Here is a 12,250-nt window from a genome sequence, read left to right on the forward strand (position 1 = left end):
TTATTTTTAGGAACACAAAAAGACACATCTGCTTCATCAGCAGAAGGGTCAATTGTCTGAAAGTATTCCTCAACGTTCTCATCAAAGGTTAACTGGATCTCTTCAATCTGTTTCGTTACAAAATCCTATTTATTTATAATATTATACAAACAATCTTTAATCCTCAACATATATACCTTGTTCATTAATTTATTATCCATCATCTAATCGATACATTCATTAGTATTGCTAAACTTGAGTAAATTTTGGTGCGATTTTGCAGAAAAAAACGCAGGTTGGCCATTAGAATTGCACCGGAAATTAATTAAGCTCTAACGAGGAACGATAGCCCAATGAAATTACGAAAGCAGCTGATCACGTCGATCGGTTGCTTTTGTTCATCTAACGGGCAGTTTAGACCTTTATGAAGAAAAGAGGTGTTTGTGGTATTATATGTAATTATTGGTTTTGAAATAAATGGATTATTTGAAAATGGGGGAATCAAAATATGGAACGTAAAATTCAACTAATGGAAACCTACGTAAATATCGACTTTGGAAACTCACCCTTTTTAAATTTAGATAAAGGGTTGCAAATTCCATACTCTTCAATCACAGGAATAACAACAGGTAGACCGATACCAAATGCTTTTAAAATATATGGTGCTTTATTAGGAGGAATGAGAAATGGGTTATTTAGATCAAACGGTGGTTATCAACTGCACTTTTTTGAAAATGAGCTTGAAACTCTTCATTTAGATTTGAATAGCTTTAAAGTTGGTAAGTTCAAAATATCAAAGTTGATCATTGGTGTTGAAAATCCTGAAAAAATAAGTAAAAATATTTCCGAACGAGTGAAGTGATAATTTTTGATGAACTGTTTATTGAACGGTAACGTTAGTTAAAACGACAACAGCGGCAGTCTAAGACTTTATTTAGTCTTGTTCTGCCGCTGCTTCTTTTAATTGATCATTCAAAAACTAATGATTCAAAAGCTGGCGATTCCGAGTTTTCACCGAACAGTGGTGCTGTGTATATCAGCTTATTTTGATTTCGCGTACCACTCCGAAAACTGCTTCTGGTACTCCGCGATATACTTATCAATTCCCGCCGCCTTCAGTCTTTCGAGCGCTTTCGGGAAGGCCGTATCATAGTCGCTGAAGCCGCTGCCGATTGGGGCGAGGTATTCAGTGAATACGCCGTTCAGTTTCGTTTCTTCATTCTTGACCGGCGTATTGTCGAAATTGAAGCCGGCGCCTTTGGAGATAATGGCTCCGTCATCCCAGGCTTTGTACTTGGCAATGAAATCATCCGGCACGGTGTTGTCGAAGCGGATGAAGTTTTTATTCATCAGCAGCCAGTCGGGAATCAGTGAATCGGTGCTGATTTTGGTCAGACGGCCGTTATCATCCAGGGTATAATCGGTTCCCTTGATCCCGTAGGCGAACAGGTCGTACAGCTCCTGATTTTTTTGCAGGAGATTGAAGAACATAACGTAGCGTTCAGGGTCCTTGGCGGCAGCAGAGACGAAGAAGGCGGTGCTGTACGTGCCGCGGCTGATTTTTGGGCGGCCGGTGCCGAGGAAATAGTTAACCAGCTTGGCGTCAGGTACTGCCTGGGAGATGGTTGCTGCACCCTCGAACGGACGGGCCGCCGTGCCTGCCCAGAACATCGCTTTGCCGGAATTCCAGTCGGACTGCAGCTGTGGAACATTGGTAGCGGCATATTTCGGGATGATGCCTTTTTCATACCAGCCGCGCATCAGCTTGGCATAAGCTTTGAACTCATCGGATTCAAACCAGTTAATGATCTGATCGTTCTGTGCCGATTCATCGAGCGCAATGAAATCATTCTGCCAGTACAGATTTTTATCGGTGAAGTCATATTGCAGCATTCTGCGGGCATCGGTACTGGCGTAACCGATCAGCTCGGGATGAAGGGCATGCACTTTATCATAGAATTGTTCCAGCTCAGCCAGTGAAGTTACCTGCTTCATGCCGGCTTCTTCCAGTAAATCCTGGCGGACGAGCACGCTGTAGAATTCTGCGGAATTCGGCTTGTTGCCAACCGGGATGGCATATTGCTTGCTGTCGAGCTGAAAAGCGGTAAAGGAGGCTTCATCCACCGTTTTGCTCAGATCAGCCGCAGCCCCGACATAGGGGGTAAGATCGGCATAGAGTCCTTTGGCTACAGATTTCACCATGTAATTGGCATCGGTATAGGTGGCGAAATCCTCACCCGTTGAGAGCATCAGATCGGTTTTGCCTCCGCCGTATTCGGTCCAGGGCAGGAACTGAAATTCCACCTCGGCATTGATTTCTTTTTTGATTACATCATAGAAATCAGTCTTCGCCAGCTCCTTCATCCGGTTCGACTCATCCCCGTAGAGGACAATTTTCAGCTTGGCCGGCGCCAGGGTGGTACCTCCAGTTCCACTGTCCGCCGTAGCTGCAGGGGCTGTACCTCCGCTGCCGCTATTGCCGGAATCACCGGAGTTAGCGCTTTCATTATTACCCTGAGAGCAGGCGCTTAACAGGAACACAGCAGAGAGGAGCAGACTTAACCAACCTTTTTTCTTTTTCATGATGAACCCTCCTGAAATAGAATGTACTTATGAGGCATATATTGCATAGGCTGTGCTCCCTTAACCCATTGTACAACAAGTCGGCAGCGGGGAGCAGGGGCCTGGAGCAATCCATATTGCGGCAGTGTACCGGAAATCAGCCTTTGACTGACCCGACGACAATGCCCTTGACGAAGAAGCGCTGTAGAAAAGGATAAAGAATGGCGATCGGCAGAACGGTCAGACAGGTCATGGCCATCTTGGCCGTCTCGAGCGGTGGAGCGATAATGGCGCCTCCAACCTGTGCGGCGTTGCCAGAAGCGAGGAACTGGATGTTCGCCATCATGTTGTACATTAAATACTGAATCGTGTAGAGATCCTGGTCGGATACCAGCATCAGCGGCAGGTAGAAGTCATTCCAGAACTGCAGCGCATAGAATAAGGAGATGGTGATAAGCCCGACCCGGCCGAGCGGAATCATAATGCTGAAAAAGATCCGCAGGTGGCCAGCCCCGTCGATTTGCGCCGATTCTACAATTTCATGCGGTATGCTGCGGAAATAGTTCGCCATCAGGAACATCAGAAACACGCTCAGTACATAAGGAATGAACAGCCCGAGCAGGGTATCGCCTAAGTGATAATATTTGGTGCTGAGCAGATACCAGGGCAGCGTTCCGCCGCTGAACAGCATCGTGAAATAAGCGAAGAAGGCGAAGAAATTTTTGAGTTTGAAGCCTTTGACCGAAATGACGTAAGCATAGGCGGTAGTTACGAGCACGGCGGTGAGGGTACCCAGCACGGTTACAACCACCGACATGGAATACGCCCTCAGAATCTGCTCTGCTTTGGAGCCAAACAGGAATTCGTAGGTTTCAAAGGTGAAGCCTCTGGGCCAGAACGAGTATCCCTCAGCGGCGATCCGCGATTCGGTGGAGAGTGAACCGGATACCGCCAGCACAAACGGCACGAGACAAATGGCTGAAAAAACGGCTATACAGGCATAAAAGAGGATGAGCAGTCCTTTGCTTTCGGTAGTTTGCATACGTTTGGTCTCCTAAAATAGTTTGCTGTCTTTGTCATACCAGCCCGCCAGCTTGTTCGCCAGCAGCACCAGAATGAAGCCAAAGACGGATTGGTATAGCGTAATGGCTGAAGCAAAGCCGAACTCGCCGGACCGGATGGCGGTGCGGTAGACATACACATCGATGATGTCAGTAGTCGGCAGAAGCAGCGGATTGAGGAAGGTTACACCCATAATCATGCTGAGATCGCCTTTGAGCATTCCGCCAATACCGAGCAGAGTCATCAGAATGATGGATGGAATCAGCATTGGTATGGTGATTTTGGTAATAATTTGCCACCTGGAAGCCCCGTCGATCCGTGCGGCCTCATAGTAGGAGGTATCGATTCCCTGCAGTACAGCGTAGTAAATAATCGCGCCATAGCCTGCACTTTTCCAGATATTCGCCAGCACCAGAATGATTACGAACAGCCAGGGGCTGGAATACCAGTCCATTTGGGCCAGGCCAAGTGACTGAAACAGCTGGTTCAGAATCCCTTTGTCGTAGTCAAGCAGGGAGAAGAGAATCGCCCCGATAATAATCCAAGAGATAAAATACGGGAAGAACATCACGCTCTGCGTTACTTTAATGAACCACTTGCTGCGCAGCTCATTCAGAATCACGGCGATAGCTACTGAAAAGAATGTGCCGGTCAGCATATAAAGCGCATTCAACATTACGGTGTTGCGTGTAGCTCTCAGGGCATCCTCCATACTGGAGAAGAAGAACTCGAAGTTGGAGAAGCCCGCCCAGGGGCTGCCGAAGATTCCGTCGTTATAGTTGTAATTTTTGAAGACGAGAATCAGTCCGCTCATCGGCAGGTACGCAAAAAGAATTAAGATGATGATACCTGGAAGCGCGAGCAGGTACAGGGAGCTGTCCTTTCTCAGGGATTTGCGGAGGCTTCCGGTTCTGGCGGCCTTAAGCTTCAGGCTCAGGCTTTGCCGTCCCGGCTTCTCCGGTGCAGCCTCTTGAATCATTGACCATTCACTCCTTTATGACTAGCGTTATCACATCTCCCCGTATTTCAGGGGCATGCTTTACAAGGCAAATCATAAATCCGCCGAAAATGTAAACGCTATCATAATAAACGGGAAAAGGTTAAAAAAACGGAATCAGCGGCCTTAAAAAAACGAAAAAGGTATCACATTTCTGCTTTTTGAGTGCATCATGGGCTTTTTTGGCCCCAAAAAAGGATGTCCGGGCCATTTAAACGGCCGCTGGACATCCCTGGATTTTTACTTGGACTGCTTAAGCAAGCGGATTGGTGAGGCTAATCCTGATGCTGCAGAATATGATTCATTCTCCATTTGGAGGGCGTTACCCCGTATCGCTTCTTGAATTGGGTTGTAAAATAGGTGCTGCTGTTGTACCCGACCTTTCCGGCAATTTCCTGAATATCCATCCCGAGCTCCGTTACCAGCAGCAGCTGTGCCTGCTCCAGGCGCAGGAGATTGACGAAATCGGGAAAGCTGCTGTCCACTTCATCGGCGATCAGCCTGCTGAGATAGGCGGGACTAAGCGACATTTTCTCGGCAAGGGCGTTCAGCGACAGCCTGGGATCATCATAATGATCCCGGATATAACAGATCGCTTCGGCTGCAATACTCCGGGTCTGTACAGCGCTCATGGCGGAGATCCGCGCGAGGGCGGCGTAACAGCCGGCTTCCATCCAGCTGCGCAGCTCTTCATAGCTGCGGATCTGCCAGATCCGCTGGTAATCATCCAGAAAGCCGGAGTGCTGCGCTTCGCTGTTAAGCTCGGCGGTGCGGCTCAGCTCAAAAGCAAGCCTCGACAAGGCGATGGTGGCAGGCTCTGCCCGGTAACTGGTCACAACCGCCAGCAGCCGTTCTACCGCCTGCGGAATGTGTACCCCCTGCTCCGGCAGCCTGACTGCCTGCAGTACAGGTTCAAGTGTACTCTCAGGTACCGGACTGCTGTTCAGGTGGATGGTATCATCCGAAAAGATAATATTCTGCTTATTGTGAAATTTAATATATTGCAGGCATTCGGCAGCTTCATTATATTTGGGTTTTAGGTTGCTTAGATCAACAGACAATCCGCTAATGCCAAAGGCGCAGCGGATACCCGACGGGGGGAACAGGGCAGCGGTCTCCTCCCATTTACTGCGGTATAAGGTATAATCCCCGAAGCTTCCGCTATTCAGCTCACTGAGAATGAGAACAGCAGACCCTTCATGCGGCAGGAAGGATTGCACCTCAGCCAGCGCGGAAAATTCTGTGCGGATCTGCTGAATCACTTCATTGCATATATTCCAGGCATCCCCGGATGGTCCTTCGGCTAGTACCTCCAGCACGCATACGCAATAGGCTCCTCCAGACGAGCCTAAGCTCATATTGGGATTATCGCGGTTATCCGGAGCTCCGCGGGGCGAGAGCAGCCAGCGCATCAAGGCACTGTCATGATTCTCCTTCTTCAACTGGTCCAGCTTGACCCCGATCATCGCTAATTCCTGACTGGCTGCATCGAAATCCCCACCTGTCTTCAGTGCCTCTTCATTGCCGGACAGATGGATGATATTGCCGAACAGCCGGCCGATAGGCTTGTAGATTTGCCGGGAGATCAGGCCTGAGATGACGGATGCGGCCAGAATAAGGGCAAGACATAGGCCAATCATCAGATTACGGGCGCTGGAGATATCCCGGATGCTGTCCTTATAGGAAGTCTCCGAGACAAACCACAGCTTATCCCCCGGTGAGTACACGAAGGTAATCAGTTGGGGTTCGCCGGCACCTTTATAGACGAAAGAACCTCTTTCAGCGGAGGAGGCAACGATCTTCTCCAGCATGCCGGAATCCAGGGGATTTCCGGAAAGTGCGCTGTGCATAAGAACTGTAGCGTTCGCATCAAGCACGGCATAACGTGTCGCTTCACCGTATGTCTGTGTGAACAGATTATTCTGCAGCTTGGACAAATTGACCGTTAACGCCACTGCCCCGTAATACGCACTGTCCGCGAAGGCCCGGTCATTATAGAAAACGGTCAGCAGTGTCACGGGAGCGCCATTGTTCAAGGTAGCTTTCCACAGGAAAGGGGATTCAATAATGCGGCTGTTCCGCATCAGCTGTGATAACTCCAGCTTGGACGACGGGCTCAGCGGCATATTTTCGAACATGGCGACGGGCTCTTTTACACCAAAGATGTATGCGTTCTCAAGATACTGGTTGACTACCAGTGCGCCGCGGATCTGGCTTAGGGCACTGTAGAGCTGGTCGCTCCAGTCTGTATCCCCGCTCATCATCAGCGCATTGATATTCGGATTGGCATAGAAGTCCATCGTATAGTTCTGGACGATCTCTTTATAGTTTATAAATACGGTTTCGGTATTCAGCAGCACATTCTGGTTCGCTTTATTGACACTTGCTATCGAAATATTCCGGTACCAGTAAAAGATTACAACTGCCAGCACAAGGATGCAGCAGACAGATATCGTGGTCAGACTGATGAAAAACCGGGTGTATAATTTCTTTTTTTTCCCCATGCTGATCGCCCCTTTGTGTAAATCCTACTACACTCATTCTAGAGGGACAAGTTATTCCCTGACAAGGTAGGATAAGATGGGAAAAATAATAAATAGAGCATAGAAGTATAAAATTGGAGAAACAGAGCATAGAAAATGCAAGAAAGTTAAACTTATACGAACTATAATTGGTTGTGCTTACATTTTAAATGCTTTGAGGAGGCTTCCTATATTGAGAACATTCCGCAACCCGATACTGCCGGGTTTCTACCCTGATCCTTCGGCCATCCGCGTAGGTGAGGATTACTACCTTGTGACTTCCAGCTTTGAGTTCTTCCCCGGTGTTCCGGTCTTTCACAGCAAGGATCTGGTGAACTGGCGGCAGCTTGGGCATGTGCTGGACCGTCCGTCTCAGCTGAATCTGGATCATACGATTCCGTCTATGGGCATCTGGGCGCCGACCATCCGCTATCATGAAGGCATCTTTTATATGATTACTACCTATATCGATAATGACAAAAATCAGCACAATTTCTATGTTACGGCAACCGACCCCGCCGGGGATTGGTCCGACCCCGTATGGCTGGAGGATGCGCCGGGTATCGACTCCTCATTATTCTTTGATACCGATGGCAAAGTGTATTATACCGGTAACCGGGTTCCGCCGGAGGGCCAGGATTATCCGAAGCATATGGATATTTGGCTGCAGGAAATCGACCTTGCAGCGGGTAAGCTGACCGGACCCAAGATCAGCATTTGGCAGGGGGCACTCAAGGTAGCTCATGCACAGGAAGGTCCGCATGTCTACAAAATCGGCGGCTGGTATTACGTCCTGATTGCCGAAGGCGGAACTGGCCATACCCATGCGATTACTATCGCCAGAAGCAGGAATGTGACCGGCCCTTATGAAGGCCATAAGGCCAATCCGATTCTGACCCACAGGCATCTCGGCAGACAATATCCTATTGTCAATGTCGGCCATGGGGAACTCGTAGAGACCCAGCACGGGGACTGGTGGATGTTCTGCCTGGCTTCACGGACAAACGGCGGTTATTACCGCAATCTGGGACGGGAAACCTTCCTTACGCCGGTTGCATGGGAGAATGAATGGCCTGTAGTGAATCCGGGCAAAGGGGTCCTGGAATTTGAAGCGGCGGCTCCGGATTTGCCGGAGACGAAATGGCCGGAGCTGCCGGTGCGTGATGATTTTGAAGATCGTGTGCTTGCACCGGTATGGAACTTCCTGCGGACACCGCGCGGCGGATTCTGGAGTCTTACGGAACAACCGGGGGTACTGCGGCTGCAATTGAAGCCGCAGCGGCTCTCCGAGATCAGCAACCCGTCCTTTGTCGGAAGACGCCAGCAGCATCTGAGTTTCAGAGCGGCTGCGGACATGACATTTAGACCGGGTACAGAGAATGAAACCGCAGGCTTTGTCCTGCTGCAGAATGCGGATTATCATTTCAGGTTTGAATTGGGACTGGATGCCGGGGAGCAGGTGCTGCGCCTGATCGAACGCCGGGGCGGCAGTGAACAGCTGCTTGCTGCAGAGCCGTATCCGCAGGATAAGGTGCAGTTTAAGGTAGAGGCCAAAGGGCAGGAATACAGCTTCTTTTACAGATCGTCGGAAGCTGACAAGTGGATTGCTCTGCACGAAGGGGCTGACGGAAGAGTACTCAGCACCGATCTGGCCGGAGGGTTTACAGGGGCTTACATGGGGATGTATGCAAGCTCACAGGGGACGGAGAGCGGTAATTACGCCGATTTTGACTGGTTCAGCTATGAAGGACTTGAGTAAAGAGGAGGGACAGGACGATGAACGGCAAGCAGAGTTCTAATTCTTATCCGCTGCCTGAGCTTCCGCAGATTCCTGATCGGACGTTTAACATAACCAATTATGGGGCGCAGGGCGACGGAATTTCACTGTGCACCTCTGCTATTCAGGCTGCGCTGGACGACTGTGCTGCCGCCGGAGGAGGAAAGGTAGTTATTCCGTCCGGAATCTGGCGTACAGGTCCGCTTACTCTGCATAGCCGGATTAATCTGTCTGCGGAGCAGGGGGCACTTGTATTGTTTGCTGCTGACCCGGAGCTGTACCCGCTCCTTCCTTCGCATTATGAGGGAACGTCCGGCTGGCGCTGCCAGGCGCCTCTGGACGGAGAGGCATTAAGTGATGTTGCGATTACGGGAGAAGGAATCTTCGACGGCAGCGGTGATGGCTGGCGGCCGGTAAAACGGTTCAAAATGACGGAGCAGCAGTGGAAGAAGCTAACTAGCTCCGGTGGTGTGCTTGATGTGGAGAATGAAATCTGGTGGCCTTGCCGTGAAGCGATGGAAGGGGAGGCCTACGTCCGGAAACGGCTGGAGAACGGAGAAACCGGGATGGAGGCTTATTTGCCGGTTCGGCCATATCTCCGTCCAGCCTTGCTCAGCTTGCGGAAATGCTGCAGAATACTGCTTGAGGGACCGACGTTCCAGAATTCCCCTGCCTGGTGCCTTCACCCCATGGGCTGTGAGCAGGTTACCGTGCGGAGTATCCAGGTGCGCAATCCGTGGTATTCGCAGAACGGGGACGGTCTTGATCTGGAATCCTGCACACATGCACTTGTCGAGCACTGCAGCTTCGATGTAGGGGATGATGCGATCTGCCTGAAGTCGGGCAAAGACGAAGAAGGCCGCAGGATGGGCATGCCCTGCCGGTATATTACGATCCGGCATTGCACCGTGTATCACGGGCATGGCGGGGTGGTCATCGGCAGCGAGATGTCCGGCGGAGTACATGCGGTCAGAGTTAATGACTGCCTGTTCATCGGCACGGATATCGGCCTGCGGTTCAAAAGCGCCAGAGGCAGAGGCGGTATAGTTGAGGATATTGTTATGGAGAATATCACAATGAGCGGCATTCTCCACGAGGCGGTGTCATTTCATATGTTCTATGCAGGAGTTGAGGGCTCGGAAGGGTATGACGGACAGCTGTTCCCGGTAACCGAGGCCACCCCGGAGTTCCGGGATATTTCCTTACGGAACATCATCTGCCATGGAGCGGCCACCGCACTGCTCGTAAACGGGCTGCCGGAAATGCCGCTGGCCGGTCTTGCTGTCGAGAACTTTCATGCGGTAAGTGAGCGCGGGATCATTCTGCGCCATGCCGAAGGAGTGCTGCTGGACCGCATCAGCCTGCAAACCCCGGCAGTGCCGGCACTGCAGATGCATAATAGCAGCGGTGTCACGTTAACGAACTCGGGAGACTTGGTCCTTACAGAGAGTTAACGAATGCCTGCGGGCCTGAACCGGAATTCACACTATGCCCTGGATGAAGGGCGCGACCTTGCTTCCTTCCGGTATTGGAGCGGGGTCAGACCCGTTGATTTTTTAAATGTCTTATTGAAGTGGGAGAGATGCTCGAACCCGACGGCAGAGGCGATTTCCTGAATTTTGCCGCCTGACCCGGCGAGCAGCCGCTCGGCTTCCCTGACCCTGATGTGGACGATGTATTCACGGAAATGGAAGCCCGTCAACCGGTGGAATACCCGGCTTAAATAAGAGGGGCTGATGAAAAAATGTCCGGCTGTCTCTTCAAGGGTCAGTGACTCCCGGTAATGATCTCGGATATAGGTTGCGACTTCCGTGACCAGCTGATGCAGCGGATGCTTCGTTCCTCCAGCCTGTGAGGTGGTCTCTGAACGCTGCAGCAGGATCATCAGCTCGGTCAATAAGGTGATTACGCAGGTCTCATAATACGGGCGCTGCAGGCGGCATTCCTCCAGCATCCGGGTCAGCAGGCTCTCCGCCTCGTCCTGTTCGCGCAGTGTCAGCCTGAACAAGCGGTAGCCCCGGCTGTGAAACCACTGAGCTCTATTCCGCAGCGCCGGCGGCAGCAGGCTAGGATCATAATTGATCAGAATCCGCTCGAACTCGGCTATCTCGGAGCTGGCGGTGGCATGAAGCTCGCTGCCGGGAATCAGGATCAGCTCGCCTTTATGTACAGTAACCACCCGGTCGTCCACAAAATATACGCGCTCCCCCTCTAGCAGGTAGTAGAGCTCGGTCCATTCGTGGCTGTGGGGACGCGGCATGGAGGTAATGCCCTTACGCTTCATATGCTGGATGCTGTACCGGCCGTCTTCAATATGATATTTGGGATTTGGACTGCTTACGCTGGTCATGAATCTCCTCTTCTCTCCTAACCGTTACGGTTATTATAGAATAAATACAGGTTGATATGAAAGGAGCCGCACATGCTAATTACAGTCTCCCAAAAAAGCACAGAAGGATTTGCCAGTCTGCAGGCGGCGCTGGATTCTATCCCGCCGGAGCATACCTCAGAGGTAACGATCCGCATCAAGCCCGGAATTTACGAGGAGAAAATCACGGTAGGGCCAGAGGCGCCTCCGATCCTGCTGCTTGGCGAGGACCCGCAGTCGACCGTTCTCACCTGGTCAGATAATGCCCATACGCTTGGAGCTGACGGTGAGCCGCTGGGCACATTCCGATCAGGAACGCTGAACGTGTTTGCCGAACATTTCACGGCGGAGAATCTGACGATCCGCAATGCCTCCGGTCCGGGCACCGGGCAGGCGGTGGCGGCCTTCATCGATGCCGGACAGGCGGTCTTCCGCCGCGTACGTCTGCTTGGAGATCAGGACACGCTGTATACCGGACAAGGCAAGCAGTACTACGATAACTGCTATATCGAAGGCGATGTGGACTATATTTTTGGAGCCGCTACAACTTTATTCGACCGCTGCCACCTGCACAACAAGCGTTCCAGAGGCTACATCACAGCCGCTTCCACCCCTGAAGGGGCAGCTTTCGGCTATGTGTTCCTGGATTGCCGGATTACCGGAGGGGAGGGCGTAAGCGAGGTGTACCTTGGTCGCCCTTGGCGTCCCCACGCGCATGTTGCCTTCATCCGCACCAATATGGACGGTTCAGTCATCGGCGAAGGCTGGCATAATTGGGGGCAGCCTGAACGGGAGGCAACCAGCCGCTATGAAGAATTCGGGAGCAGCGGACCCGGAGCCCATCCGGAAGCCAGGGTAGCATGGTCCCGGCAGCTAAACCCGCAGGAAGCTTCGGAATACAGGGTACTCACTGTATTGGACGGCTGGCATCCGGAGGGGTATTAAGCGTCCGCTTACAGCGCGAACTGCATTTAGGAGGCGAA

The 12,250-nt window shown here is 51.3% G+C and carries 9 protein-coding genes; 4 read left to right on the forward strand and 5 right to left on the reverse strand.

Annotated elements, in window-relative coordinates:
• Window positions 1–487 precede the first annotated feature (487 nt).
• A complete protein-coding gene (locus A3842_RS27795) occupies window positions 488–841 on the forward strand; it encodes a hypothetical protein (RefSeq protein ID WP_074103452.1) in 354 nt (117 codons plus the stop codon).
• A 179-nt stretch (window positions 842–1,020) separates the two neighbouring features.
• Here A3842_RS27795 and A3842_RS27800 read toward each other — a convergent pair whose 3' ends face one another.
• The 4 genes from A3842_RS27800 to A3842_RS27815 all read right to left on the reverse strand — a co-directional run bounded on the left by A3842_RS27800 (window position 1,021) and on the right by A3842_RS27815 (window position 7,104).
• Window positions 1,021–2,562 carry a DUF3502 domain-containing protein gene (locus tag A3842_RS27800; RefSeq protein WP_074084614.1) on the reverse strand — a complete coding sequence of 514 codons (1,542 nt, stop codon included), beginning with the start codon at window positions 2,560–2,562 and terminating at the stop codon, window positions 1,021–1,023.
• A 136-nt stretch (window positions 2,563–2,698) separates the two neighbouring features.
• A complete protein-coding gene (locus tag A3842_RS27805; RefSeq protein WP_074084613.1) occupies window positions 2,699–3,583 on the reverse strand; it encodes a carbohydrate ABC transporter permease in 885 nt (294 codons plus the stop codon).
• A 12-nt stretch (window positions 3,584–3,595) separates the two neighbouring features.
• Complete coding sequence (locus tag A3842_RS27810; protein WP_083606735.1) at window positions 3,596–4,582, reverse strand: ABC transporter permease; 987 nt, start codon at window positions 4,580–4,582, stop codon at window positions 3,596–3,598.
• Between the two features lie 293 nt (window positions 4,583–4,875).
• A complete protein-coding gene (locus A3842_RS27815) occupies window positions 4,876–7,104 on the reverse strand; it encodes an AraC family transcriptional regulator (RefSeq protein ID WP_074103453.1) in 2,229 nt (742 codons plus the stop codon).
• A gap of 211 nt (window positions 7,105–7,315) precedes the next feature.
• On the opposite strand from A3842_RS27815, the gene A3842_RS27820 reads away from it, so the two are divergent.
• A complete protein-coding gene (locus A3842_RS27820) occupies window positions 7,316–8,881 on the forward strand; it encodes a glycoside hydrolase family 43 protein (protein ID WP_074103454.1) in 1,566 nt (521 codons plus the stop codon).
• A gap of 17 nt (window positions 8,882–8,898) precedes the next feature.
• Complete coding sequence (locus A3842_RS27825) at window positions 8,899–10,353, forward strand: glycoside hydrolase family 28 protein (RefSeq protein ID WP_074103455.1); 1,455 nt, start codon at window positions 8,899–8,901, stop codon at window positions 10,351–10,353.
• A gap of 32 nt (window positions 10,354–10,385) precedes the next feature.
• Here A3842_RS27825 and A3842_RS27830 read toward each other — a convergent pair whose 3' ends face one another.
• Window positions 10,386–11,249, reverse strand: coding sequence for a helix-turn-helix transcriptional regulator (locus tag A3842_RS27830; protein ID WP_074103456.1), 864 nt, complete (start codon window positions 11,247–11,249; stop codon window positions 10,386–10,388).
• A 72-nt stretch (window positions 11,250–11,321) separates the two neighbouring features.
• On the opposite strand from A3842_RS27830, the gene A3842_RS27835 reads away from it, so the two are divergent.
• Window positions 11,322–12,212 carry a pectinesterase family protein gene (locus A3842_RS27835; RefSeq protein WP_074103457.1) on the forward strand — a complete coding sequence of 297 codons (891 nt, stop codon included), beginning with the start codon at window positions 11,322–11,324 and terminating at the stop codon, window positions 12,210–12,212.
• The last annotated feature ends 38 nt before the right edge of the window (window positions 12,213–12,250 follow it).

This window comes from Paenibacillus sp. P3E (genome assembly GCF_001909045.1).
GTDB lineage: Bacteria > Bacillota > Bacilli > Paenibacillales > Paenibacillaceae > Paenibacillus_AQ > Paenibacillus_AQ helianthi.

What these genes read in the sequence shown, in the direction of transcription:
- A3842_RS27795 (WP_074103452.1), top strand. Translation starts at nt 488, where the DNA reads ATGGAACGTAAAATTCAACTAATGGAAACCTACGTAAATATCGACTTT.
- A3842_RS27800 (WP_074084614.1), bottom strand. Translation starts at nt 2,562, where the DNA reads ATGAAAAAGAAAAAAGGTTGGTTAAGTCTGCTCCTCTCTGCTGTGTTC.
- A3842_RS27805 (WP_074084613.1), bottom strand. Translation starts at nt 3,583, where the DNA reads ATGCAAACTACCGAAAGCAAAGGACTGCTCATCCTCTTTTATGCCTGT.
- A3842_RS27810 (WP_083606735.1), bottom strand. Translation starts at nt 4,582, where the DNA reads ATGATTCAAGAGGCTGCACCGGAGAAGCCGGGACGGCAAAGCCTGAGC.
- A3842_RS27815 (WP_074103453.1), bottom strand. Translation starts at nt 7,104, where the DNA reads ATGGGGAAAAAAAAGAAATTATACACCCGGTTTTTCATCAGTCTGACC.
- A3842_RS27825 (WP_074103455.1), top strand. Translation starts at nt 8,899, where the DNA reads ATGAACGGCAAGCAGAGTTCTAATTCTTATCCGCTGCCTGAGCTTCCG.
- A3842_RS27830 (WP_074103456.1), bottom strand. Translation starts at nt 11,249, where the DNA reads ATGACCAGCGTAAGCAGTCCAAATCCCAAATATCATATTGAAGACGGC.
- A3842_RS27835 (WP_074103457.1), top strand. Translation starts at nt 11,322, where the DNA reads ATGCTAATTACAGTCTCCCAAAAAAGCACAGAAGGATTTGCCAGTCTG.